Source organism: Limnobacter sp. (genome assembly GCF_036846585.1).
Lineage (GTDB): Bacteria > Pseudomonadota > Gammaproteobacteria > Burkholderiales > Burkholderiaceae_B > Limnobacter.
The window spans coordinates 81,182-105,888 of the sequence record NZ_DAIUBR010000008.1; the positions used below are offsets into that span (position 1 = coordinate 81,182).

The following is a 24,707-nucleotide window of genomic DNA, read 5'->3' on the forward strand; positions in this document are numbered from 1 at the left end:
TTCATGAAAATGCGTACTGATTATTGCGGCAATGTGTCACAGGCTTATTTGGGCCAAACCATTGCCCTGTGCGGCTGGGTACAGCGTCGCCGCGACCACGGCGGGGTTATCTTTATTGATCTGCGCGACCGTGAAGGTTTGGTGCAGGTGGTGTGCGATCCCGATCTGGCCGATGTGTTTGCCACCGCTGAAACCCTGCGCAACGAATTCTGTGTGCGCGTGGAAGGCTTGGTGCGCGCGCGCCCTGCGGGCACAGAAAACAGCAACCTGAAAAGTGGTGCAGTGGAAGTGTTGTGCAAGGGGCTGGAAATACTCAATGCGTCTGTTACGCCCCCGTTCCAGCTGGACGATGAGAATTTGTCTGAAACCACGCGCCTGACCCACCGTGTGCTCGATTTGCGCCGCCCGCAAATGCAGAAAAACCTGATGTTGCGCTACAAAGTGGCCATGGCCATTCGCACGCACCTGGACGCGCAAGGTTTTGTCGACATTGAAACCCCCATGTTGACCAAAAGCACACCCGAAGGTGCGCGCGATTACCTGGTGCCATCACGTGTGCATTCCGGCGAGTTTTTCGCCCTGCCGCAATCGCCCCAGTTGTTCAAGCAAATGCTGATGGTGGCGGGTTACGACCGTTACTACCAAATCACCAAATGCTTCCGTGACGAAGACCTGCGTGCTGATCGTCAACCTGAGTTCACCCAGGTCGACATTGAAACCTCGTTCCTGGGCGAGCAGGAAATTCGTGACCTGTTCGAAGACATGATCCGCAAGGTGTTCAAGCAGACCATGGATGCGGAATTGCAGAACCCGTTCCCCGTGATGCCTTACAGCGAGGCCATGGCCCGTTTTGGTTCAGACAAGCCCGATCTGCGTGTGAAAATGGAATTCACCGAATTGACCGACATCATGAAAGATGTTGATTTCAAGGTGTTCTCTGGTCCGGCCAACATGGACAATGGCCGCGTGGTGGCTTTGCGTGTACCGGGTGGCGCTGAAATTCCACGTTCGGAAATTGACAACTACACCAAGTTTGTTGGCATTTATGGCGCGAAAGGTTTGGCCTGGATCAAGGTCAATGAACTGGCCAAGGGCCGCGAGGGCCTGCAGTCACCGATCGTGAAAAACATTCACGACGCAGCGCTGACCGAGTTGCTCAAGCGCAGCGGTGCTGCCGATGGCGACATTCTGTTCTTCGGTGCCGACAAAGCCAAGGTTGTCAACGACGCAATCGGTGCTTTGCGCCTGAAGATTGGTCACAGCGAATTTGGCCAGAAGGCCGGTTTGGTACAAGGTCAGTGGGAACCCCTGTGGGTGATCGACTTCCCGATGTTTGAACTGGACGAGGAAGCCGGCCGCTGGGTGGCCTGCCACCACCCCTTCACCAGCCCGAAAGACGGCCACGAAGACTACCTGACCACGGACCCCGGCAAGTGCATCGCCAAAGCCTATGACATGGTGTTGAACGGTTGGGAACTGGGCGGTGGTTCGGTGCGCATTCACAAGGAAAAGGTTCAAAGCAAAGTGTTCCGCGCCTTGAACATTTCGGAAGAAGAAGCCGCGGCCAAGTTTGGTTTTCTGCTGGACGCGCTGCAATATGGTGCGCCACCTCACGGTGGTTTGGCCTTTGGCCTGGATCGTATTGTGACCATGATGAGCGGTGCCGAAAGTATTCGCGATGTAATCGCCTTCCCGAAAACCCAGCGCGCGCAGTGCTTGCTGACCCAGGCGCCAAGCCCCGTGGACGAAAAGCAGTTGCGTGAACTGCATATTCGTGTGCGTCAGGCCGAGCCCAAAAACGTGGCTTAATAAGCGTTTTGAGCGGCAACAAAATCCCCGTGTCGGTGCTGGTCGTGATGGTCAGCCCGAGCGGGGATTTTTTATTGATCGAGCGGGCCGACAAAGCCGGCTATTGGCAATCTGTAACGGGCAGTCTTGATTTCCCGGAAGAATCGCCCCTGCAGGCGGCAGTGCGGGAACTGCAAGAAGAAACCGGTTTCAAGGCCTCGCCCGTTGATTGCCCCACAGTAATTGATGCAGCACCCGGCGAATTGTTGCAACCCGGCCTGTTGCGCCCTTGGCCACACAGTTTGCAGTATGAAATTTTTGAGCATTGGCGCCACCGCTATCCGAAAGGCGTGACCCACAACACCGAACACTGGTTCATGGTGTGTGTGCCGACTGATTTCAAACCCCGGCTTGCAGCCAATGAACATGTGGCTTATGCCTGGCTGGGTGCACAGCAGGCTGCTGCAAGGTGTTTTTCACCCAACAATGCGCAGGCCATACTGGCGTTGGCAAACATGCTTGCCTGAAAAATACAAAGGGGCCACTTGGGCCCCTTTTTTCATATACGGTGTGTAGTTGCTGCCAGAAACGGTTTTAAACTGCGTAGGTGGTTTTGAATATATACAACGCCAGTTTAGGGGTAACCCTGATTCGGCTTCAATACCCTGTCCTTGTGACAGGTTTTGAATTGACTTGGTAATTTACCGGTAAATTTTCTATGTATTGCATGTAATGCGACTGCGAATCGCAACCTACAACATTCACAAGGGGGTCATGGGCCTGCGCAAACCGGCGTTGACCATCCATGCCTTGCGCGATCAAATTCATGCCTTGAATGCTGATTTGGTGTTCCTGCAGGAAGTGCAGGGCCGCCACGACAAACACGCCAGCAAATTCGAACACTGGCCCGAGGGTGGGCAGCATGAGTTTCTGGCCCAAACCCCTTCTGCGCTTGACAACCTGTTGGGCCACGCCAGTCAACAATACTTTACCGCTTACGGCATGAATGCCGTGTATTCGCACGGGCACCACGGCAATGCTTTGTTGTCGCGTTACGAAATTGAATGGATGCTGAATCAGGATGTGTCTGATCACCGGCTGGAACAGCGCGGTCTGTTGCACTGTTGTTTGAAAACGCCGGCCGGCCCCGTGCATGCCATGGTGGCGCATTTCGGTTTGCTGTATCGCAGCCGCATTCGCCAAACTTCGAAGTTGATTGAACATGTGGCCAGCCACGTGCCCCCTGGTACGCCTTTGGTGGTGGCGGGCGATTTCAATGACTGGCAACGCAGGTTGGGCCCGATTTTGCGGCAAGGTTTGAATGCGGTCGAAGTGATGCCGCTGGACAAAAGCAATCGCCTTGCGCGCGTGGGAAGCTTTCCCAGCCGTTTCCCGTTTCTGGGTCTTGACCGGGTGTTCACCCGTGGCTTCAAGGTGCATGAAGCATCGGTGTTGCACGGCGGCGCGTGGGCCAAGTTGTCTGATCATGCGCCTTTTGTGGTGGACCTGGAGTACGCATGGCCTTGAGCATGCTGCCCCCCGCGGCACCTGAACGCGATGGCAATTCAGCCCAGTTGCTGGTGGGCGGTGTGGACCTGTTTCCCCTGGCCTTGCAAGCCATTGAACAGGCCAAACAGGAAGTGCGCATTGAAACGTACATTTTCGCCGATGATTCGGTTGGCGAGGCTTTTTGTGAAGCCATGTGCAATGCGGTGGCACGTGGTGTCACAGTGCGTTTGGTGCTGGACGGTTTTGGCGGCACCGAGGGGATTCAAATCTGGGTGCCCCGCCTGAAACAACACGGTGTAAAAGTGCGGGTGTTTCGCCCGGAGGGCTTTGTGTTCAAACCCAGCCCAAAGCGACTGAGGCGCATGCACCGCAAGATGATTGCAGTCGACGGGAAAACAGCTTTTGTGGGTGGCATCAATCTGATTGATGACATGAATCACGAAAATGAACGCGAAGAATTGATGCGGGCCAACGCGCGGGTGGAAAAACCCGTGCACTTTTCATTTGGTAAATCGGGTGCCTTGAGCGCACGGGATTTGCAAGTGAACATTGACCTTCTGGATCAGGATCTTGGTCCGCGATATGATTTCTCGGTGGCATTGCAAGGCCCCGTGGTGCACGACATTTGGCACAGCATGGAATGGTTGTGGTTACAAATTGGTCCAGGTGGCAAGGTAACTGACACCTTCAATTCCGACTGGTGGAAAAAGCGCATTGCACAATACCGCGACACGCTTGCACAGCACCGCGCACAGGCTATGCCGCCGGTTGCAGGCAAGGTGAAAGTACAGCTTGCTGTGCGCGACAATTTTCGCTTGCCCCGGCGCATTGAACGCGCGTATTTGCAGGCCTTTGGGCGTGCACAAAGCACGGTGATTCTGGCCAATGCCTATTTTCTGCCTGGCCGTAAAATGCGCAATGCCATTGTTGCTGCACGCAAGCGCGGCGTGGTAGTGAAGCTGCTGTTGCAGGGGCGGGTTGAATACCGTTTTCAGCATTATGCAACGCAGTACCTGTATTCAAGCTTGCTTGAAGTGGGTGTGGAAGTGTATGAATACTTGCCCGGTTTTTTGCATGCCAAAGTTGCGGTCATTGATTCAAATTGGGCCACCGTCGGTTCGTCGAACCTGGACCCCTTGAGCAGCCTGTTTGCGCGCGAGGCCAATGTGATTGTTCGCAACCGGGAATTCGCGTGCCAGTTGAAAAAAGAATTGAAGCAGGCCATTGAACAGGGCGGGCGCCAGGTGCTGCCACATGATCATGCCCGACGGCCTTTCAAGGCGCGGGCGCTGAGTTGGGTGTGCTATAAATTGATGTTGCTGGCGGTTTTTTTGGGTGCTTTTGGCAGCCGGTATTAAGCGTTGTTTTTTGAAGGTTGTGCAGCATGGATTTGGTGGTCAGTCGCCCCGAAGGCTTGTATTGTCCACCGGGCGATTTTTACATCGACCCGTGGCGCAAGGTAGACCGCGCAATCATTACCCATGCACACGCTGACCATGCCCGTGCTGGGCACAATCATTACCTGTGTGCTGCGCCGGGTGAGGGCGTTTTGCGCACGCGCTTGGGCAACATTGCCTTGGACACACTGCCCTACGGCGCAAGCACTATTCACAACGGCGTAAAAATTTCACTGCACCCGGCAGGCCATGTGTTGGGCTCGTGCCAAATTCGCCTTCAATACCACGGCGAAGTGTGGGTGGCCAGTGGCGATTACAAGGTGGTGCCGGACCTGACCTGTGAAGCATTTGAGCCCGTGAAGTGCCACACCTTCATTACCGAATCCACGTTTGGTTTGCCCATTTACCGCTGGCGCAGCGACGCTGAAATTTACGCAGAAATGAACGCCTGGTGGGCGGCCAACGCAGCACAGGGCAAGGCCAGTGTGTTGTACGGCTATTCATTTGGCAAGGCGCAGCGAATACTGGCCGGGGTTGATTCAAGTATTGGCCCCATTGTGTGCCACAGCGCGTGCGAGGGTTTGAACAAAGCCTATCGCGATGCGGGTGTGAAGCTGCCCGATACCTTCATCGTGAGCGAGGTGCTCGACAAATCTGTTTACAAGACCTGCCTTGCCATTGCACCACCCGCTGCCCAAGGTGCAGCGTGGATGAAGCGATTTGGCAGTGCGTATTCCGATGCGTTTGCGTCGGGCTGGATGCAGTTGCGTGGCGGGCGCAGGCGAAGCAATGTGGATCGGGGTTTTGTGATGTCGGACCACGCCGACTGGCCCGGCCTGATGTGTGCCATTGGGGCCACAGGTGCAGAGCACGTGATTGTGACCCACGGTTATGTGCAGGTGATGGTGCGCTGGTTGCAGGAACAGGGATTGAATGCACGCGCCTTTGTGACCGAATACGGTGGTGAGGGCGAAGGAGACCAGCCGCTTGCCGAACAGGAGCCCGCGGCATGAAACAGTTTGCGGAATTGTTTGCCGAGCTGGATGGCTCGACTTCAACCTTGCACAAAGTGCAGGCCTTGCGTGCGTACTTCGAGAAGGCATCTTCAGGTGACGCTGCGTGGGTCGTGTATTTTTTGTCGGGCGGCAAGCCCAAACGCACCGTGCCCACACGCACCCTGCGTGAAGTGGCCTTGCAGGTCAGTGGTTTGCCCGGCTGGCTGTTCGAGGAAAGCTACCAGGCTGTGGGTGATTTGGCCGAAACCATTGCCCATGTGTTGCCAATTGCAACGAGTCTGACCGACTACACACATGGCCTGGCCTGGTGGATGCAGCATCGCATTTTGCCCCTGCGCAACATGCCCGATGACGACCGAATTGCCGCCGTGCAAGCCTGCTGGAATGAATTGGCTGCGACGGAGCGTTTCTTGTTCGTAAAACTGGTGGGCGGTGGTTTTCGGGTGGGTGTGTCCAGGTTGTTGGTAACCCGGGCACTGGCCGAATTGGCTGGGTTGGACGCCAAGCTGGTGGCCACACGCATGATGGGGTTTGCCGATGGCAGTAACCAGCCCACGGCCGAACAGTTCATGGCCTTGCTGGCACCACCCGGTGACAGCAGCACGGGCCATGATTCAAGCCGCTTGGGCCAACCCGTGCCATTTTTTCTGGCACACCCACTACAGGAAGAAGTTGAAAGTCTGGGTGCTGTTGCGGACTGGTTGGTGGAATGGAAATACGATGGCATTCGCGCCCAGGTGGTGAAAGAAGGCGGGCAGGTGTGGGTGTGGTCGCGCGGCGAAGAACTGGTCAGCGAGCAGTTTCCCGAGTTGCAGGCCGCGTTTGCCCACTGGCCCGAGGGCTGCATTCTCGATGGTGAGATTTTGGTGTGGCAAGGCGATTTGCCCGCCGGGTTCAATGCCTTGCAAGGGCGCTTGAATCGCAAAGTGGTCAGCAAAAAATTGATGGCAGATGCACCGGTTGTGTTTCTGGCCTATGACCTGCTCCGTATCCATGGCAACAACATCGTGAACCGTCCCCAGCGGGAACGCAGGGTTGCACTGGAGGAATTTTTTGCAAGGCATGGCGAAGAAAGTACCGTGAATTTCATGCCGCGTTTGTTGTTGTCGCAAGTGGTGCAGGCCGCCACCTGGAATGAACTGAAATTGTTGCGCGAAGAAAGCCGCGCAAGGGGTGTGGAAGGCTTTATGCTGAAGCATCACAATTCGCGATATGGCGTGGGGCGCACCAAGGCCGATGGCCTGTGGTGGAAATGGAAAATTGACCCCATGACCGTGGACTGTGTGTTGGTGTACGCCCAGCGCGGACATGGCCGCCGTGCCAGCCTGTACACCGATTACACCTTTGCCGTATGGGAAACGCCACCGGCCACCGCGGCGCAAGCGCAAGAAGTGGCGCAGGCTATTGCGAACGGTGAAAAAGTGGAAAACACCGTGGCCCGTGGTTTGCCGCGTCTGGTGCCATTCGCCAAAGCGTATTCCGGCCTGACCGATGAAGAATTCAAGGAAGTGGATCGCGTGATTCGAAAGCACACAGTGGACAAGTTTGGTCCCGTTCGCACTGTGGTGCCGGTGCTGGTTTTCGAACTCGGATTTGAAGCAATTTCCCGCTCCACTCGCCACAAAAGTGGCGTGGCAGTTCGTTTTCCACGTATGCTTCGCATTCGCCATGACAAACCCTTGCATGAAGCCGATCACCTTGCGGTGCTCGAGGCTTTGTTGCCCCCGGAGAATGTAGTTTGAATCCCGAAAACAGTCGCCTTCTGGGTATTGATTTTTCCAGCAGCCCCAGCAAGAAAAAACCGATTGCTGTGGCTGTGGGCCAGTGGCAGGGTGCGGTGTTGGCGGTCGATGAATTGATGTCGCTAACCACGCTGGGTGAGTTCGAAACCTTGTTGAAAGAGGGTCCGCAGGCATTTGGAAAATTCGAGCGTGCAGCCGGGCCTTTGGAGCAATTGGGGTTCGTTGCCGCCATTGACATGCCCTTTGGTTTGTCGCGCAAATTGGTGGAAGGCTTGAAGTGGCCAGGCGCCGGACGCACCGACTTCAAGGCTTGGGAAAATTTGATCAATTACTACAGCGCCTTGAGCCGTGAGCAAATTCGCGCCACCTTCAAAGCGTGGTGCGATGCACGCCCCACTGGCCACAAGTTTGCACACCGCGAATGCGATGGCCCTGCCGGTTCCTCGCCTTCCATGAAATGGGTCAACCCGCCTGTGGCCTACATGCTGCATGCGGGTGCCCGCTTGCTGATGAAAACGGGTGTGCACATACCTGGCATGCAGCGTGGTGACAAAACCCGCGTGGCCCTGGAGGCTTACCCAGGCTACTTGGCCCGCAAGGTGTTGAACCGGGCAAGCTACAAAAGCGACGATTCCAAGAAAGACACAGCCGATCGTCGCATGGCACGTTCAGAATTGTTGTGTGCTTTGGAAGAGGGCATGTTGTTCGGCATCAAGGTGCAGGTGCGTCCGTACCTGCGCGCGCGTTTGCTTGATGATGTAAAGGCCGACCACCTGGATGCGGTGTTGTGTTGCCTTGTGGCTGCCTGGGCGGCCAAGCGGGCGGATTCCAATTTTGGCTTGCCCAAATTGATCGACCCGGTGGAAGGGTGGATTGCGGGGGTGCCACCATTGGCGTAAGTAGAAGGGTTATACGCTTGGCAATTCAATGGCGATGACCAGGCCGCGCGGCACGCCATTTCGTGCAGTCAAGGATCCGTTTGCACGCTGAATTGATTTTTTGGCAATGGCCAAACCCAGGCCGTGGCCAGCGTGTTCGCCGTGCTTGAAAAACGGCGTGAACAGTTTGGGCAACAGCGCGGGTGGAACCCCCGGCCCTTGATCGTCGATTTGTATGCGCAGTGCTCTCCCCTGAAGGGAGCAATCAATTTTCACTGCCGTGTTTTCCGGTGTGTGTTTGATCGCATTTCGAATGATGTTGTCGAATGCACCTTGCAGGCTTTCAGCGTGGCATCGCAAATTCCACTGTTTCACATCGCCAGTGAATTCAACGTACCTGTTCTGTTGGGCCGCTTCAAACTGGGCGTCTTCCACCACAGCCAACAGCAATTCAATCACATTGTGTTCCCGAAGAACTTCCGCATTCTGGTTAGTATCCAGTCGCGACAAATTCAGTAGCTGGCCGATCAGGTTGTCAAGCCGCTCCGCTTCGGTTTCAATGCGACTTAAGCTGGCGTCCAGGTGTGCCGGGTTCTGGCGTGCCAGGCCCACAGCCAGGTTCAGGCGTGCCAAAGGGGATCGTAGTTCATGCGACACATCGTGCAGCAGGGCTTTTTGTTGTTCAATGCGGGTTTCAATTTCTTCTGCCATGTGGTCAAAGCCGCTGAGCAATTCGCCAATTTCATCGCTGCGTTTTTTGCGGGTTTGCTTGGTGCCGGAAATGCGAACACCCAAGCGGCCTTTGCCCGCTTCACGAAACGCATTCTTCAACGTATTCAGGGGTCGGCTGAAGGTGTAGGCCAGTACGCCCGCGAACAACAGGCTTGCCAGCAGCGCGGCAAAAAGGCCCGGACCTGACAGGGGGGGCAAAGGGGGTTCCAGTGCTTCGCGATGCCTGTGTTTTTCATCCGGTTTCGGGGGGGCGCTTGACGCGCCAATTTCCCCATTGGGCGGGCGGCGGTTGCGCGGAATGAACAGAATCCATTGCGAGTTGTTTGGTGCCGTTACCATCAAGATACCCTGCTCGGGCTGCTCCAACCCGCCAAACAGGGCGGCGATGCGTTGTTGAATGTTCTCCGGTATTTCACGGTTTAAAATTTCGTCGCCTTCCTTGGACACGGCAAACACCGGGATGGCGTGGCCAGTGCGTTTCCGGTTGCGGTCCAGCAGGTCGCGCAAGGCATCGGGCCCCTTGCCTTCCAGCACTTCCTGAATGGTTTCCAGCATGAACTGCGCGCGCGGGCCTTCGGCGATGTCGCTGCTCGCAGGTTTTTCACGCATCAAATACAAGGCGGTGCCCGTGGCCACGGCGGCTGCAATCAGGCACAACCAAAAGCCGAAGAAAAATTTCCAGAACAGTTTGCCCATGGCTTGAATTCCAGGTTAGTCCAGGCTGAGCTGATAACCCTGCCCACGAATGGTGTGCAGGGTCAGTGGCAGTTGGGCATCGTTCAAATTCAGTTTGTTGCGCAGGCTGCTCAAGTGCACATCAATGCTGCGGTCGAAACGCTCCAGCGGTCGGCCCAATCCCTGTTCGCTCAACGCCGCTTTGCTGACCACTTGCCCGGCATGGGTGGTCAGTACCTCCAGCAAATTGAATTCTGCGCTGGTCAACTCAATTTCCTGTCCGTTGAGCAGCACCTTGCGTTTGGCTGGCTGTACTTCCAGGGGGCCAAGTTGAAGTGCTTGTTTTGGCGCATTGTTTGAATCGCTGGCCCGGCGCAAAATGGCACGAACACGGGCCACGATTTCACGTGGCAGGCATGGTTTGGGCACGTAGTCGTCGGCGCCCAGTTCAAGCCCCACGATGCGGTCAATGTTGTCGCCACGGGCGGTCAGCATCAACACTGGTGTGTTGTACCTCAGGCGAATCTGCTTCAGGGTTTCAAGGCCGCTTTGCTGCGGCATCATCACGTCCAGTATCACCAGCTGAAATTTTCCGTCGGCCAGTTTTTTCAAGCCTTCAATCGGGTTGGCGCAATGCTCGGCTTCAAAACCTTCGCCGCGCAGGTATTCGCACAGCATGTCGCCCAGTTCAATGTCGTCGTCGATGTGCAGGATTTTTGTCATGGCTCAATATTACTAGGCGACCTTGGTTTTCGTGCATTTGTTTGTAACCGCTTTACCCTTCTTTACACGGCCCGCATACATGTTTACAGGGCAGTTTTGCACAATGCAGTTGTGATTACACAAGGAGAAGGAATATGAATGTATCAAAACTGACCATCCAGAAAATGATTACTGTTACCGCCATGGCGATGGCGATCCCGATGAGTGCATATGCAGGTCATCATGAGGCGGGCGACAAGAAACAGCACTCGGAAATGCGTCACCAACACAAGCATGGTGGCATGGGCATGTTGAAGCAACTTGATTTGACTGAGGCGCAGCAGGCGCAGGTTAACCAGATCATGCAAAAGCAAAGGACCGAGATGAAATCTGCCATGAGCGATCGCCGCGCACACCGTGAAGAAATGAAGTCGCTGGTGGAAAATGACACTTTCGACGCAGCCAGAGCCGAGCGATTGATTGCACAGCAACAGGACAAAGAGCGCGCTATGAAATTGGGCATGTTGCGTGCCCAGCATGAAGTTTACAAAGTGCTGACGCCCGAGCAACGCGAGAAGGCCAAAGTAATTCGGGCGCAGTGGAAGGAAAAAATGAAAGACCGTCATCACGAGAAATCCGGCAACACGACCAATGCCTTGTAATACCGGTTATTTGTAAGTACTTTCCCGGCCACCTTTTGAAGTATCCCAGCAGCAGCGCTTTTGCCCCTATACTGTTTCAAAAAAAGGAGACAGTTAATGGGGCATTCTTTTGTTCGCGCGTTTCTGGTTTGCACTTTGACAGCAGCCAGCACTTCAGTTTTTGCAGCACCTCCCGGTTTGTTGATGACCTACAGCTTTGACAGCTTGTCGGGCAAGTTTGGCCAGGCTCAGGAAACCAGGGCAAAGTCGTTCACCCTGGGTGCCACGCTGGTTGGTGAAGATTACCGGGCCTCGGTGTTTGTGCCCTACATTTCACTGGAAGGCCCTGGCACCTTGGTGGCGGGTACCGTGACAGGTGGTTCTGGTGATACGCGTCGAAGTCAGCAAGGGCTTGGCGATATTGTGGCCACCTACACGCAAGACATCGTGGGCGGCATCCAATCCAAAGGGTTTGCCATGTCAGCAACCGGTTTGGTCAAAATTGCCAGTGGCAATGAGGACAAAGGCCTGGGTACCGGCAAAACAGATTATGGCTTGCAGGCGGATCTGGCCTATCGTTTCAACAATGGCTTCGGGCTGACTGCCATTGTGGGTCGCCAATACTATGGCGACACGCCTGAACTGCCCTTGCTCAACGGCAATTACACAACCCTGGGTGTGAATTTTCCCTTGGGCGAAGCCTTGTTCATCAACCTGAACACATCGCAGCGCGATGAATTGCTGGCAGGTACTGGAAAGCGCAAGGAACGCGCCATTTCCGCTGTGTACGCACTGGATCAAACATCGGCCCTGCAGTTTGGTTACACCAAAGGCCGAAGCACAGCCAGCCCGGACGATGTGTTTTCATTGAGCTATGTGTCACAAGTTGAGTAAACGGTCTTGAATTCATGGCAAAGCCCTGGGTGGCATCGTGTGTGTCACCTCGGGCTCACCCCAGTGGCACTGCATGGTGCGCCGCGGTAAAATGTGCGTCTTGATTTCAAAAGGCCAACACCGTGTCCAAAGACCTTTCTCACCTGCTTGATGCCAATCGCACCTGGGCCAGTGCCCAGGTCGACAAAGACCCCGATTTTTTCAAACGACTGGAAAACCAGCAATCACCGGAATACTTCTGGATTGGTTGCTCCGACAGCCGTGTACCCGCCAACACCATCGTGAACCTGCAGCCCGGCGAGGTGTTCGTACACCGCAATGTGGCCAATCAGGTGTTTCATGGTGACTTGAACGGCCAGTCGGCCACCCAGTTTGCGGTGGAAATCCTGAAGGTAAAACACATCATTGTGTGCGGCCATTATGGTTGTTCAGGGGTTCGAATGGCCATGCGTGGCGACCGCGTGGGTTTGGCCGACGCGTGGGTACGCCCCATTCACCAGCTTGCACGCCGGCACAGTCTGCTTACGTCAGACGCTGACAAAGAGCAGAAATGCCTGGACCAGCTGTGCGAACTCAATGTGATCGAGCAGGTCAAGCACCTGTGTGAAAGCACCCTGATTGAGGACGCTTGGGAGCGCGGGCAAAGCCTGACCGTGCACGGCTGGTTGTACAGCCTGAAAGATGGCCTGGTGCGCAACCTGCAAATCTCGATTTCAAACCGGCATGAAATTGACCAGATTTACACCAGTGCAGTTGCCGCGCTGAAAAAGCGTTACAGCTGATCAATTCTTGGTCTAGAATGGGGCAATAATTCAAGCGTTTGTTTGAATTGTGGATCCATTTCAAATTCTAGGAGACGATTTACATGGCTTTCTCTACCCAATCCAAACTGGGCGATTTGCTGGACAACGAGCAGACAGCAGCGATTCTCGAAAAACACATGCCTGGCATTTCCACACACCCACAAATCGGCATGGGCAAAGGTTTCCCATTGGCCGTGGTGGCCAATTTCTCGGGTGGCTTGATCACCCAGGAAATGCTGGAAGCCGTGGACGCTGAATTGTCAGCCCTGGGCTGATTGCACTATTGATTCGAATCGACTGTTCAAGTTGGTTGGTCAACGGCGAATGGGCCAGTTCCATTCGCCGTTCTGTTTTTATTGAAGAGCAGGGCATTGATGAATCCGAGGAGTGGGACAAGCACGACCCGAATTCAACCCATGTGGTGGCCTGGTTTGGCGATCAAGCCGTGGGCACAGCAAGGTTGTTGCCCGAAGGAAAAATAGGCCGAATGGCTGTGCTCCCCGAATTCAGAAGCCGGGGAGTTGGAAGTGCCATGCTGCTGGCATTGCTGGCGGTGGCGCGAGAACAAAAAATGTCCGTGGTGCGCCTTAGTGCGCAACAACAGGCGATTGAATTTTACAGTCGACATGGTTTCGTGCCGCAGGGCGATGCCCACAGCGAAGTGGGAATACCCCACCAGTGGATGGCACTGAACCTGACAACATAAGAAAGGACTGGGTTGTGGCAAGAGTACAGAAAGAACAAAAGCATGACGATGGGCGGCGTGGCGACATTGTTCGCGCGGCTGCAAAATTATTTCGCGACAAGGGTTACGACGGGGCCAGCATGCGCGCCATTGCCAATGCTGTGGGCATGCAGTGTGGCAGCCCGTTTTACCATTTCGCCAGCAAGCAGGACATTCTGGTGGCTGTGGTGGAAGAAGGCTTGCGCCAGGGCCTGGAGAAAACCCGCGCAGTGGTGAAACCCAACCTGGCCGCCGATGCGCAATTCCGTGCCTTGGTGAAGGTGCACCTCAGCATTATTCTGGAAGACGGCAATGATTTCATTCCAGTGATGCTGTACAACTGGCGCTGCCTGGACGATGTACACCAGCGCAGGTTGATTGCAACCAAAGACGAATACGATGCCATTTGGCAAGAAGCCGTCAATGGTTTGCACCACGCAGGTTTTCTGGGTGGTGACACCAAGTTCGCGCGTTTGATGGTGCTGGGTGCCATGAACTTCATGGTGACTTGGTACAAGCCACGCCGAGGTGAGAATCTGGATGTGCTGGCCGACAAGGTGCTGGCGTTTTTTCTGTCGCAGCAGGCTTGAACAAAAAAAACCCTCGCGCAAAGCGAGGGCTTTTCTGCGGTGTGCTGTCAATTAACGCAGCAAACCTGTCAGCGAAGCCGGGCGGGCAGCAATCACGCTTTGCACCAGTGTCGATGTCATTGCAGTGATGGCGCTCAACTGGCCGGCATTCATCATGCTGGCGGTGGCGCTCATGCTGCCTGCGGCATTGGCTGTTGCCAGGCCCGCCACATTCATCGAACCGCTCTGGGCGGCATCTGCGCTCATGTTGGCACCAGAAGTTTTGTTGGCCACGTTTTGTGCTGTGTCCAATGCACCTTTGCTGACACCTTCAACCACAGTGCCTGCAGTTTGGTAGGCGGCATCGGCCTGGTTCGTCATTTGTGCGCTTTGACTGTCACCCATTTCAACCGTCGCACTGACGCTGGCATTTGCACTTGCTGTGGCTTTGCCCATGCCGTCCTGGCCAGCTTCTGCAGACTCACCCGCCGTGTTGTCGGCCGCTGCGGTTTGCTCGCCTGATTCAGGCGCATCCATTGCAGGCGCATCGGCCATCTCGCCGCTGCCAGCTTCGGGGGTGGGGGCAGGTTCTGCCACTGGGGTTGGTTCAGGTGCAGGCTGCGCTGCGGGTGGCTGCTGGCTGGGTGCCCGGAACAGGCTTACCTGAACTTCAGCTTGCGCCTGGCCTTCTGCGGATGCTTGTTGACCAGAATGGGCTGCAGCAAACAAGGCACCCCAGCCGTTCAAAGTGGCGATGTCGGAAGCCTGGGCGGTCAAGGGCATTGCGAATGAGGAAGCAATGGCAGCAACGATAGCGATTTGTTTGACTTGCATGGTGTTTCTCCTGAATGTTGGATGTAGTAGGCGTACTTTGAATCGCCCCACACCTTCCCTAACGGAGACACCTTGTAGGAAAAAGATAACTAGCTAGGGGGTACGCCCATCGTGGTGTACCCCTTCAAACAGGTGAAGATTATTCGTTTATTTTCATGCTCAACAGCACCTGAGCCATCCCTTTGCCAAGGGGGTCATTGCGCATGGAGGTCATCCCGCCTCCGTCCAGTGCTTCTTGTATAACGATGTTGAATGCGTGAACTTGAGGTAACTCGAAAGTGTGAACCCCTCCTTTCACCAAGTGGGAAAGATGGGCGCGTACTTTTTCCGGTTGCAGCAATTGCCGCAAAACCGGCCAGTACTCTGGTTTTCTGGCCACAATGCCTACATTGCTTGTGTCGCCTTTGTCGCCACTGCGACCGTGTGCAATGTCTATCAATCGCTTGCCTTTCAGTTCTGCGGGAATGACCACCGGTGAATGGACGGGTGCGGCATTGGCTGGTTCTGGGGTACCTGTCTTGGGGTGTTCTGGTTCTTTGTACGCCAGTTGTTCAGCACCTAACTGAACTTTGGCCGTTTGCAACTGTTTGGGCACGAAGCAGCTGAACAGTTTGACCAAGGGCGTTACGTTGGGGCGCCCCATGCCAAAGTTGCCACTGGTGCCCGGTGCGTAGCTGGTGCCCGCAGGTGCTATTTCACGGGAAAATATGGACGCTGCTTTTTTGTCCGCATGGGTAATTGCAATTCGCACCATCGCTTCCTGGCACAGGCCGGTCTCGCTGCCAATGATTTCAATGGATGTGCGGCTGTAATCAGACAGGCCTTGGCGCTTGAACATGGCGCGGGTGCGTTCAAGAATTGCTTCGCCTGTGCGCAGTGCCTTGGCGTGCGCATCAAAGCCAACAATGGACAACATACCGATACAACGAAACCCCTCGGGGTAGGTGGCGCACACCTTGTACAGGTTGCTGGGTGCCTTGCCTGTGGCACCTTGAATTCGTACCCGGTTCACGCCGGTTTCCTCAATGTGCACGGTGGTGAAGTTGCACACCACATCGGGCAGGGCGTAGTGGGCAGGGTCGTGAATTTCATACAACAGTTGCTCGGTCGCCACGGCCTTGTTGATCAGGCCACCGGTGCCTTCCGGTTTGCTCAGCTCGAAACTGCCATTGGCTGCAACGTCCACAATCGGGTAACCAATGTTGGCCCAATCCGGTACGTTTTGCCAATCGGTGAACAAACCACCTGTGGCCTGCGCGCCGCATTCCACAATGTGTCCGGCCAGGCTGCCTTGCGCAAGCTGGTTCAGGTCGGTGGTTCGCCATTTGAATTCATGCACCAGTGCGCCCAGTACCATGGCGCTGTCCACAACCCGCCCCGTGATCACAATGTCGGCCCCTGCGTCCAGCGCCGCTGCAATGGGAAACGCCCCAAGATAGGCGTTGGCTGTCAGGAAAAAGGGCGGGGCTGACTGGTGCGAATGTTGATCTGCCAATTCAACGCCGTCTTTGCGCAATTGCATCAAGGTGTGTGTGGCGTCGTCGCCGCTGACCACGCCAATGCGCACGGTGTGGCCCAATTCATCCATGGCTTTTTGCAATGCTGCGGCACAACCCGCCGGGTTCAGGCCACCCGCGTTGGCCACAATCCTGATGCCTTTGGCCTTTGCCACGGGCAGTGCCTTTTTCATCAGGTCAATAAAATCAAGGGCATACCCGTGTTCCGGGTTTTTCATGCGCATGCCGGCCATGATGGCCAGCGTCAGTTCGGCCAGGTAATCGTAGGTGATGTACCGCATGCCCGGCACTTGCAGCAATTGTTCCGTGCCCAGGCTGCTGTCGCCCCAAAAGCCGCAGGCGCCGCCGATCCTGATGATTGCTGTGTTTGTGCCGGGTGTTGAGATCATGGTGGGTGCCTGCAAAATGTCATTTAACCCCAAGCATAAACAAAAAACAGGTATTTATTCAAACGATCGTTTGAATATTGAATCTAAAGCGGTACAAATCGTTGACAGTGCCAGGTGACTTCGTGACAATCGACAGCAATTGATCAATCAAACGTTCGCTTGGTTTGGGCGTTTATTTCAGAAAGGGTACCGTGTTGAACTCATTCCAGTCCGTATTCAAGGCAGATTTATTCAAAGGCAAGGCGATTGTGATCACCGGCGGTGGTTCAGGCATTGGCCGTTGCACCGCGCACGAGCTGGCAAGTTTGGGGGCCGACCTTGCCCTGGTGGGGCGAAAACTGGAAAAGCTGGAAACGGTGCGCGATGAAATCCTGAAAACCTGTGCCGTGAAGGTGAGCATTCACAGTTGCGACATTCGGGAAGAAGACAAGGTGGCCGCCACCGTGGCAGACATCTTGAAAGAACATGGCAAGATCGATCATTTGATCAACAATGCAGGTGGACAGTTTCCGGCACCCTTGTGCACCATCAATGCCAAGGGTTGGGAAACCGTGGTGCGCAACAACCTGACCGGTGGTTTTCTGATGGCCCGGGAGGTCTACAACCAGCACATGGCCAGCAACTTGGGCAAAACCGACATGTCAATCACCAACATCATTGCCGACATGTGGAATGGCATGCCGGGGATGGGGCATTCCGGGGCGGCGCGTGCGGGCATGCTGAATTTTTCTGAAACGGCTTCACTGGAATGGGCACCTGTACGTGTGAATGCAGTTGCTCCCGGTTTTATTGCCTCCAGCGGAATGGACACGTATCCCGAGCCCATGAAGCAAACCATCATGCAGCTGGACAAAACAATCCCCTTACAGCGCCTGGGTCTGGAAGCAGAGGTGTCCGGCGTGCTGACTTTCCTGTGCAGCCCTGCCGCCTCATTTATTTCCGGCAGTTGTATTCGAATTGATGGCGCGGCACCGAATGCAAAACGGGTGTGGCCGATGGTGGGCAATGGTCAGCAGAACCCGGCATTCAACAGTTTTCATCTGGGTGGCTTGCCCGAGGTTATTCGGCGTCGCGATGCCGATCGCGACGCCAAAAAGGCGGCAAAGTGATTAAACCTTGACACTGTACCTGTCGAATATCAAAATCAATCAAACGTTCGATTGATTAATTTGAGTGCCCGCATGCCAATTCTTGAATCCTCTGTGTCCCCAGGCACACCCGTTTTTGCCGAAAACAGCGCCATGATGAATGCCGCGTTGCTTGCGCTTCGCGCGTTGGAACAACGCACGCGCGAGGCATCGGCCAAGGCGGCACCATCGTTTGCCCGGCGTGGGCAGTTGCTGCCGCGTGACCGCGTGGCGTTGTTGCTTGATCCCGGTTCTCCTTTTCTCGAATTGAGCACCTTGGCCGGTTACATGCAAGACGGCCAGAAAGCGGAAAAAAGCATACCGGGTGGCGGCATTATCGCGGGCCTGGGTTATGTGTCCAATACCTTGTGCATGGTTGTGGCCAGCGATTCAGGCATTGAAGCAGGTGCCTTGCAAGCCATGGGAATCGAAAAAATGCAGCGCGCCCAAGACATTGCATTGGAAAACAAACTGCCATTCATCAACCTGGGTGAATCGGCTGGCGCCAATTTATTGAAGTACAAAGTGGAGCATTTCATCTTGGGTGGCGGCAATTTCTATCGACTTGCCAAGTTGAGCGCAGCTGGTTTGCCCGTGGTGAATGTGTTGCATGGTTCATCCACCGCAGGTGGTGCATACATTCCCGGATTAAGTGACGTGGTGATCATGGTGCGTGAGCGCGCGCGTGCATTTCTGGCCGGGCCGCCCCTGTTGAAAGCAGCCACTGGCGAGATTGCCAGTGACGAAGAACTGGGCGGCGCAGACATGCACTGTTCCATTTCAGGCTTGGGCGATTACATTGCCGACGACGACCGCCACGCCATTGCGCTGGCTCGCGACGTGATGGGCAAAACCGACTGGAATGCCAGCAACCGAAACACCTTGCCTGCATTGAATGCGGATGCGCCCGCACCCAGGTATTCAGTAGACGAATTGATGGGTGTGATGCCAGCCGACATCAAAACCCCGGTGGACATGCGCGAGGTCATTGCGCGCATTGTGGACGATTCCGATTTTCTGGAGTTCAAATCCAATTATGGTTCAGCCACCCTGTGTGGCTACGCCAAGCTGATGGGCCTCAGCATTGGCATCATCAGCAACCTTGGGCCGATCGACACGGCAGGCGCAACCAAAGCCACGCACTTCATTCAAAGTTGCTGCCAAACCAAAACCCCCATCATCTACCTGCAAAACACCACTGGCTACATGGTGGGCAAAGAAGCAGAACAAGGTGGAATCATCAAGCACGGATCGAAAATGATTCAGGCCGTGAGCAACGCCACCGTGCCGCAAATTACCGTGTTGTGTGGTGCCAGTTTTGGTGCAGGCAATTACGGCATGTGCGGCAGGTCTTTTGGACCCCGTTTTGTGTTTGCCTGGCCCAATAGTAAAACGGCAGTGATGGGCGCCGAGCAAGCCGCTGGCACCATGGCCACCGTGATGCAGGCCAGCGCGGCACGCAAGGGCATGGAAGTGCCGGAATTCATGCTGGACAACATGAAAAAGCAGATTGTTGACACATTTGAATCGCAGACCAGTGCCTTGTACACCAGCGGGCTGCTGCTTGACGACGGCGTGATCGATCCCCGCGATACCCGGCAGGTGTTGGCCTTGGCGCTGGCGGCCTGCCTGCAACAGGAGCGAAGCGTGCAAGCCATGCAGTTTGGTGTGGCAAGGCCCTGATTTGTAAACAGACCCGCTCTTTTGTTTAAGCGCAAGAGAGTGCACAATGGGTTCATCTGGCAATGACCTTTCACGGGAGGGGCCAAGATGAATACACCATTTCTAAGCGCACACAGCGCAGCCGCGTTGATTTCACAGCAGGGCCTGGGTCATTGCCTGCGTGGCATGCGCCATGCAATTGCGCATGATTTCAAACGCTGGGAGCAGTTTGAAAAATCGGCCCGCCTGGCGTCCCATTCCGCGCAGGGTGTGATCGAGATCATGCCCATCAGCGACCGGCAAACCTACGGCTTCAAGTATGTGAATGGTCACCCGAACAATCACCGCCATGAATTGCCCACCGTGATGGCGTTTGGCGTACTGGCGGATGTAAAAACGGGTTTGCCGGTGTTCATCAGCGAGCTGACACTGGTTACGGCTTTGCGCACAGCGGCCACCTCCGTGCTGGCGGCCAGCCACCTTGTCAAGCCTGGATCGCGCAGCATGGCCCTGATTGGCAACGGTGCGCAAAGTGAATTTCAGGCAGTGGCTTTTCACGAGGCCTTGGGCATTGACAGGTTTTACCTGTATGACACCGATCTTTCTGCCACTGAAAGATTGACCCGTCATTTGAATGAACTCGGGTTTCATGTCACACGGTGCAAAAGCGTTGCCCAAGCGGTTGCACGGGCAGATGTCATTACCACGGGCACTGCATCAAAAACACGCGCCAACGTGTTGACCATGGACATGCTGAGGCCCGGTGTTCACATCAATGCGATTGGTGGTGACTGCCCCGGCAAAACAGAACTTCATCCCGACGTGTTGCGCAATGCCCGTGTGTGCGTTGAATACGAACCGCAAACGCGCATTGAAGGCGAAATTCAGCAAATGCCCTCTGATTTTCCGGTGATCCAGCTGTGGGAAGTGCTCACAGGTTTTGCGCTGGGGCGCACCGATGCGGATCAAATTACGGTATTCGATTCCGTGGGTTTCGCACTGGAAGATTTTTCAGCTTTGCGCTACATGCATCAATTGGCGCAAGATCACGGGGAGCTTGAATACCTGTCCTTGATTCCCGAGTTGCCTGATCCAAAAAACCTGTATGGTCTGCTCACGCAACTGGAGGCTGCATGATCGTGCTGATCGGTGCGCCATGCGATGCCGGTGCGAACACGGCAGGATCCGCATTGGGTCCTGATGCATTAAGGCGTGCGGGTATTCAGTACGGTTTGCAGAAGCTGGGCTGCAAAGTAGCGGACTTGGGCGATCTTCAAATTGCGGCACCTCAACAGGATGTCTCGGTGCAAGGGTATCGGAATTTTCATGAAGTGCTGGCATGGAATCGCGCAGTGCATTCGGCAGTGGCCAACGCCTTGAAAGAAGGGAATGTTCCCGTGTTGCTGGGGGGCGATCATTCCCTGGCCATGGGCTCGATCAGCGCGGTGTCGGCGCACTGCCGTCGGGAACACAAGGCGTTGCGCGTGGTGTGGCTTGATGCACATGCCGATTTCAACACCGCCAGTACGTCAATCACAGGCAATATGCACGGCATGCCGTTGACCGCGCTGTGCGGGCAGGGGCCGCCTGAATTGACACAACTCGGTGGGTTTTCCCCGGCCTTGCAATCTTCTCAAATTCGCTTGTTGGGCGTGCGTGCCGTTGACCCCGAAGAGCAGCGGGCGTTGCGCCGTGCGGCCTTGCCCATGGTGACCATGCGGCATATTCATGGGCGCGGAATTGTGCCGGTCATGAATGCAGCATTGAGCGACATAGATCCGGGTATGCATGTGCATGTCAGTTTCGACGTGGACTGTATTGATCCGTTGGTGCTGCCCGGCGTAAGCACACCGGAAGAAGGTGGCTTGCAGCTGGATGCCTTGCGTTACTGCATGGCTCGGATTGCGCAAACCGGTTGTGTTGCTTCCGTGGACCTGGTTGAGTTGAATCCTTTGGCCGACCCCACGGGTGAAAGCGCTGAACGTGCTGTGGAATTGTTGACCGTGCTTTTGAATCCGGATTGGGAAAGGCATGTTCAGCGCCCATTTGATTGGGCTGAACATGCAGGCTGAGCTGGACCGTTTGCGCGCAGAAATTGATTCACTGACACGGGTGGACGAAACGCAAAGAGTGCGTGTTCTACTTGAACAAGGCACCTGGCTTGAAACCGGGCTTGATGCCGTAAAACATGCCGCACGCGGGCATGTGGAGCGTTTGCGCAAAGTTCAAAAGCACAGCGCAGGCATTAACCAGTTGATGGGGGAATATCGCCTGTCCACCCAGGAAGGCGTGGCGCTGATGTGTCTCGCTGAGGCCTTGCTGCGAATTCCGGATTCCCAAACCCGCGATGAATTGATTCGCGACAAATTAAGCCATGCCAATTGGGCAGTGCACCTGGGTCACAGTTCGTCACTGTTCGTGAATGCCAGCACATGGGGTTTGTTCATCGCCGGGCACTGGGTTCAAATGCCGGGCGACGACAGCCTGTATTCCAGTCTGCAGCGTTTGATTGCGCGCAGCAGCGAAGGCCTTGTTCGCGCCGCGGTTGAGCTGGCTGTGAAATTCATGGGGCAACAGTTTGTTGCTGCCCAAACCATCGAGGAGGCCTTGCGCAACAGCCGCGCAACCGCAGCACAGGGCCATACATTTTCATTTGACATGCTGGGCGAGGCCGCAGTGTGTCAAGCCGATGCGCAAGCCTACTTCAACAGCTATGCCCACGCGATTGACGTGATAGGGCAAAACAACGCCAAGGGTGTCACTGAAGGCCATGGTATTTCGGTGAAACTGTCGGCCCTGCACCCGCGCTACATGCTGTGGCAAGAAAAGCGCGTGCATGCTGAACTGTATCCACGGCTTTACAGGCTGGCGCTATCTGCCAAACAGTACAACATGGCTTTCAATGTGGATGCCGAAGAGAGCGAGCGCCTGGATTTGTCGCTTGACCTGTTCACGCGGCTGGCTTATGAGCCCGAATTGAAGCGCTGGCATGGCCTGGGTTTGGCGGTACAGGCTTACCAAACCCGCGCCACGGCAGTGGTCGAATTTGTTGCCGCACTGGCACGCGCCAGTGAACGCGTCATTCAGGTTCGATTGGTAAAAGGTGCGTATTGGGACAGTGAAATCAAGCGTTGCCAAATACAGGGTTTGGCGCACTTCCCGGTGTTTACACAGAAGGCGCACACCGATCTTTCTTACCTGTGTTGTGCGGAATTGATGTTGCGCAACAGCAGCTACATTTACCCCCAGTTTGCCACCCACAATGCCCACACCTATGCAGCCGTTCAACACATGGCTACGCAACTGAATGTGCACAGTTTCGAAATGCAGTGCTTGCATGGCATGGGCGAAGGCCTTTACCCGCAATGCAGAATTTATGCTCCCGTGGGGACCCATCAAACACTGCTTCCTTACCTGGTGCGCCGTTTGCTGGAAAATGGTGCGAACACCTCGTTCGTCAACCAGATCGTGGATCCGAATGTGGATCTCAATGATTTGGTAGAACACCCGGTTGTCACCTTGCGCAAGCGCGGCATTCAAGCCAACCCGGCCTGTGTACCCGCGCCATGTTTGTTTGGCGCACAACGCCTGAATTCAAAGGGCCTCGATCTGTACTGCAAACGCACTGTACAGCAGTTGCAACAGGCCGTGGATAGCAGCCCCTTGTCTGCTTCGACCCCCTTGCCTTACAGTACACAAATACATGTGCACGATGCATTGACTGCAGTTGTGCAACTGCAAGCCAGTGGTTGCGACTGGTTTGCAAAAGGGCCGGAACACAGGGCCTTTTGCCTGTTACAGGCAGCGGAACTGCTTGAGGCACATCAACTTCAGTTGATTGGCTTGCTGGTGCACGAGGCCAGGAAAACCATTCCAGATGCGCACATGGAAGTGCGCGAGGCGATTGATTTTTGCCGCTACTATTCGGCCCAGGTTTCCACATCGCCACCGCAACAACTACAATCAACAACTCGCCTGGCGGTGTGCATCAGTCCCTGGAATTTTCCGCTGGCCATTTTCATGGGTCAGGTTGTGGGGGCTTTGGTCAGCGGGCATGGCGTGGTGGCCAAGCCCGCCGAACAAACGCCGCAAATCGCATCTTATGCAACGCGGCTGTTGCATGAAGCAGGTGTGCCTGCTGCCGTGCTGCAGCTGGTGTATGGCGACGGGGAAGTGGGTTCCTGGTTGACCCGTTTCCCGGCGGTCGACACCGTGTTGTTCACCGGTTCCAACGCCGCTGCAAAACACATTCAAACCAGTTTGCTCAACCGTGGCAACGCACAAATGCCTGCCTTGCTGATTGCAGAAACAGGTGGACAAAACGCCATGGTGGTTGATTCATCCGCATTGCTGGAGCAGGTGGTGGGCGACGCACTTGAATCGGCTTTTGGCAGTGCAGGGCAGCGTTGCTCTGCCCTGCGCGTGTTGTGCGTGCAGGACGACATAGCAGACAGGCTACTCGCCTTGCTGAAAGTCGCCATGCAAGAACTTCAAGTGGGTGACCCGGCAAGTTTTTCGACCGACCTGGGCCCATTGATTGATCAAGACGCATGGCAGGCTGTGCACGCCCACATTGAAGGCATGAAAGCGAACGGTTTGCCGGTGTTTCAGGCTGAACGTGTTGACCCCTCCACACAGGGACACTTCATTGCGCCAACGCTGATCGAACTGCGGCAGTTAAATGAATTGCAACACGAAGTGTTTGGTCCGGTGCTTCACGTGTTGCGTTTCAATGCCAACCACTTGCCTGCCTTGCTTCATGAATTGAATGCCACCGGTTACGCCCTGACGTTTGGCATTCACAGCCGCATTCAATCCACCATCGATTTGGCCTGCCACACCATCGAAGCCGGCAATGTGTATGTGAACAGAAACATGGTGGGCGCGGTGGTGGGCAGCCAGCCATTTGGCGGGCATGGCAAATCCGGAACCGGACCCAAAGCAGGTGGTCCGCATTACGTGCCCACCTTGATGCGTCTTGCCCAGGTTACGAAATTACAGTGTGAAATATTGCCAGGGCCCACGGGTGAACAAAACCTGTACCGCTGCCGACCCCGTGGCCGGGTGTGGTGCACCGCGCTGGATGAAACACTGCTTCGTCGGCAAAT

Annotated in this window: 22 protein-coding genes; 18 read left to right on the top strand and 4 right to left on the bottom strand. The window is 55.4% G+C overall.

The window, feature by feature from the left end; genetic code table 11:
- Nucleotides 1-3: 3 nt before the first annotated feature.
- From aspS to V7028_RS05930, 7 genes are all read left to right on the top strand, one after another.
- A complete protein-coding gene (aspS, locus tag V7028_RS05900) occupies nucleotides 4-1,809 on the top strand; it encodes an aspartate--tRNA ligase (protein ID WP_334119170.1) in 1,806 nt (601 codons plus the stop codon).
- 8 nt (nucleotides 1,810-1,817) lie between these two features.
- The gene (gene nudB, locus V7028_RS05905) at nucleotides 1,818-2,315 is read left to right on the top strand and encodes a dihydroneopterin triphosphate diphosphatase (protein ID WP_334119171.1); all 498 of its coding nucleotides are present in this window, start codon (nucleotides 1,818-1,820) and stop codon (nucleotides 2,313-2,315) included.
- Nucleotides 2,316-2,520: 205 nt separating this feature from the next.
- Nucleotides 2,521-3,315 carry an endonuclease/exonuclease/phosphatase family protein gene (locus tag V7028_RS05910; RefSeq protein ID WP_334119172.1) on the top strand — a complete coding sequence of 265 codons (795 nt, stop codon included), beginning with the start codon at nucleotides 2,521-2,523 and terminating at the stop codon, nucleotides 3,313-3,315.
- Nucleotides 3,306-4,655 carry a phospholipase D-like domain-containing protein gene (locus tag V7028_RS05915; RefSeq protein ID WP_334119173.1) on the top strand — a complete coding sequence of 450 codons (1,350 nt, stop codon included), beginning with the start codon at nucleotides 3,306-3,308 and terminating at the stop codon, nucleotides 4,653-4,655. Before V7028_RS05910 ends, V7028_RS05915 begins: the two co-directional genes overlap by 10 nt.
- 26 nt (nucleotides 4,656-4,681) lie before the next feature.
- Complete coding sequence (locus tag V7028_RS05920; protein ID WP_334119174.1) at nucleotides 4,682-5,707, top strand: ligase-associated DNA damage response exonuclease; 1,026 nt, start codon at nucleotides 4,682-4,684, stop codon at nucleotides 5,705-5,707.
- Nucleotides 5,704-7,452: a cisplatin damage response ATP-dependent DNA ligase gene (locus V7028_RS05925; RefSeq protein WP_334119175.1), complete on the top strand. Its 1,749-nt coding sequence runs from the start codon at nucleotides 5,704-5,706 to the stop codon at nucleotides 7,450-7,452. The genes V7028_RS05920 and V7028_RS05925 overlap by 4 nt, the downstream gene beginning before the upstream one ends.
- Nucleotides 7,449-8,351, top strand: coding sequence for a DUF429 domain-containing protein (locus V7028_RS05930; RefSeq protein WP_334119176.1), 903 nt, complete (start codon nucleotides 7,449-7,451; stop codon nucleotides 8,349-8,351). The genes V7028_RS05925 and V7028_RS05930 overlap by 4 nt, the downstream gene beginning before the upstream one ends.
- 9 nt (nucleotides 8,352-8,360) lie before the next feature.
- Here the strand turns inward: V7028_RS05930 and V7028_RS05935 are convergent, their stop codons facing one another.
- The gene (locus V7028_RS05935; RefSeq protein WP_334119177.1) at nucleotides 8,361-9,758 is read right to left on the bottom strand and encodes an ATP-binding protein; all 1,398 of its coding nucleotides are present in this window, start codon (nucleotides 9,756-9,758) and stop codon (nucleotides 8,361-8,363) included.
- A 15-nt stretch (nucleotides 9,759-9,773) separates the two neighbouring features.
- The gene (locus tag V7028_RS05940; protein ID WP_334119178.1) at nucleotides 9,774-10,460 is read right to left on the bottom strand and encodes a response regulator transcription factor; all 687 of its coding nucleotides are present in this window, start codon (nucleotides 10,458-10,460) and stop codon (nucleotides 9,774-9,776) included.
- Nucleotides 10,461-10,594: 134 nt separating this feature from the next.
- Between V7028_RS05940 and V7028_RS05945 the strand changes: the two genes are divergently transcribed.
- The 6 genes from V7028_RS05945 (at nucleotide 10,595) to V7028_RS05970 (ending at nucleotide 14,091) form a co-directional block, all read left to right on the top strand.
- On the top strand, nucleotides 10,595-11,101 hold the full coding sequence (locus tag V7028_RS05945; protein WP_334119179.1) for a Spy/CpxP family protein refolding chaperone: 507 nt from the start codon (nucleotides 10,595-10,597) through the stop codon (nucleotides 11,099-11,101).
- A 96-nt stretch (nucleotides 11,102-11,197) separates the two neighbouring features.
- A complete protein-coding gene (locus V7028_RS05950; RefSeq protein WP_334119180.1) occupies nucleotides 11,198-11,974 on the top strand; it encodes a hypothetical protein in 777 nt (258 codons plus the stop codon).
- Nucleotides 11,975-12,096: 122 nt separating this feature from the next.
- Nucleotides 12,097-12,756, top strand: a complete 660-nt coding sequence (gene can, locus V7028_RS05955) for a carbonate dehydratase (RefSeq protein WP_334119181.1) — start codon at nucleotides 12,097-12,099, stop codon at nucleotides 12,754-12,756.
- An 83-nt stretch (nucleotides 12,757-12,839) separates the two neighbouring features.
- Nucleotides 12,840-13,052 (top strand): hypothetical protein, encoded by a 213-nt coding sequence (locus V7028_RS05960; RefSeq protein WP_305562225.1) that lies wholly within the window; start codon nucleotides 12,840-12,842, stop codon nucleotides 13,050-13,052.
- A gap of 8 nt (nucleotides 13,053-13,060) precedes the next feature.
- Entirely contained in the window at nucleotides 13,061-13,483 is a 423-nt protein-coding gene (locus V7028_RS05965) for a GNAT family N-acetyltransferase (RefSeq protein ID WP_334119182.1), read from the top strand.
- 14 nt (nucleotides 13,484-13,497) lie between these two features.
- Nucleotides 13,498-14,091, top strand: a complete 594-nt coding sequence (locus V7028_RS05970) for a TetR/AcrR family transcriptional regulator (RefSeq protein WP_334119183.1) — start codon at nucleotides 13,498-13,500, stop codon at nucleotides 14,089-14,091.
- Between the two features lie 51 nt (nucleotides 14,092-14,142).
- Here V7028_RS05970 and V7028_RS05975 read toward each other — a convergent pair whose 3' ends face one another.
- Nucleotides 14,143-14,904, bottom strand: a complete 762-nt coding sequence (locus tag V7028_RS05975) for a hypothetical protein (RefSeq protein ID WP_334119184.1) — start codon at nucleotides 14,902-14,904, stop codon at nucleotides 14,143-14,145.
- 139 nt (nucleotides 14,905-15,043) lie between these two features.
- On the bottom strand, nucleotides 15,044-16,810 hold the full coding sequence (locus V7028_RS05980; protein ID WP_334119185.1) for an acyclic terpene utilization AtuA family protein: 1,767 nt from the start codon (nucleotides 16,808-16,810) through the stop codon (nucleotides 15,044-15,046).
- Between the two features lie 191 nt (nucleotides 16,811-17,001).
- Here V7028_RS05980 and V7028_RS05985 point away from each other — a divergent pair, with 191 nt between their 5' ends.
- The 5 genes from V7028_RS05985 to putA all read left to right on the top strand — a co-directional run.
- Complete coding sequence (locus V7028_RS05985) at nucleotides 17,002-17,919, top strand: SDR family oxidoreductase (protein WP_442918692.1); 918 nt, start codon at nucleotides 17,002-17,004, stop codon at nucleotides 17,917-17,919.
- Nucleotides 17,920-17,991: 72 nt separating this feature from the next.
- Entirely contained in the window at nucleotides 17,992-19,620 is a 1,629-nt protein-coding gene (locus tag V7028_RS05990; RefSeq protein WP_442918693.1) for an acyl-CoA carboxylase subunit beta, read from the top strand.
- 87 nt (nucleotides 19,621-19,707) lie between these two features.
- Nucleotides 19,708-20,736 carry an ornithine cyclodeaminase gene (locus V7028_RS05995; RefSeq protein ID WP_334119186.1) on the top strand — a complete coding sequence of 343 codons (1,029 nt, stop codon included), beginning with the start codon at nucleotides 19,708-19,710 and terminating at the stop codon, nucleotides 20,734-20,736.
- A complete protein-coding gene (gene rocF / locus V7028_RS06000; RefSeq protein WP_334119187.1) occupies nucleotides 20,733-21,671 on the top strand; it encodes an arginase in 939 nt (312 codons plus the stop codon). Before V7028_RS05995 ends, rocF begins: the two co-directional genes overlap by 4 nt.
- The coding region (putA, locus tag V7028_RS06005) for a bifunctional proline dehydrogenase/L-glutamate gamma-semialdehyde dehydrogenase PutA (protein ID WP_334119188.1) at nucleotides 21,631-24,707 on the top strand (3,077 nt) is incomplete at its 3' end. The genes rocF and putA, both read left to right, overlap by 41 nt.

Coding starts and splice junctions, on each gene's coding strand:
- V7028_RS05940 (WP_334119178.1), bottom strand. CDS start 10,460: ATGACAAAAATCCTGCACATCGACGACGACATTGAACTGGGCGACATG.
- rocF (WP_334119187.1), top strand. CDS start 20,733: ATGATCGTGCTGATCGGTGCGCCATGCGATGCCGGTGCGAACACGGCA.
- V7028_RS05960 (WP_305562225.1), top strand. CDS start 12,840: ATGGCTTTCTCTACCCAATCCAAACTGGGCGATTTGCTGGACAACGAG.
- V7028_RS05950 (WP_334119180.1), top strand. CDS start 11,198: ATGGGGCATTCTTTTGTTCGCGCGTTTCTGGTTTGCACTTTGACAGCA.
- V7028_RS05935 (WP_334119177.1), bottom strand. CDS start 9,758: ATGGGCAAACTGTTCTGGAAATTTTTCTTCGGCTTTTGGTTGTGCCTG.
- V7028_RS05910 (WP_334119172.1), top strand. CDS start 2,521: ATGCGACTGCGAATCGCAACCTACAACATTCACAAGGGGGTCATGGGC.
- V7028_RS05920 (WP_334119174.1), top strand. CDS start 4,682: ATGGATTTGGTGGTCAGTCGCCCCGAAGGCTTGTATTGTCCACCGGGC.
- aspS (WP_334119170.1), top strand. CDS start 4: ATGAAAATGCGTACTGATTATTGCGGCAATGTGTCACAGGCTTATTTG.
- V7028_RS05990 (WP_442918693.1), top strand. CDS start 17,992: ATGCCAATTCTTGAATCCTCTGTGTCCCCAGGCACACCCGTTTTTGCC.
- V7028_RS05975 (WP_334119184.1), bottom strand. CDS start 14,904: ATGCAAGTCAAACAAATCGCTATCGTTGCTGCCATTGCTTCCTCATTC.
- V7028_RS05980 (WP_334119185.1), bottom strand. CDS start 16,810: ATGATCTCAACACCCGGCACAAACACAGCAATCATCAGGATCGGCGGC.
- V7028_RS05915 (WP_334119173.1), top strand. CDS start 3,306: ATGGCCTTGAGCATGCTGCCCCCCGCGGCACCTGAACGCGATGGCAAT.
- V7028_RS05945 (WP_334119179.1), top strand. CDS start 10,595: ATGAATGTATCAAAACTGACCATCCAGAAAATGATTACTGTTACCGCC.
- V7028_RS05995 (WP_334119186.1), top strand. CDS start 19,708: ATGAATACACCATTTCTAAGCGCACACAGCGCAGCCGCGTTGATTTCA.
- V7028_RS05925 (WP_334119175.1), top strand. CDS start 5,704: ATGAAACAGTTTGCGGAATTGTTTGCCGAGCTGGATGGCTCGACTTCA.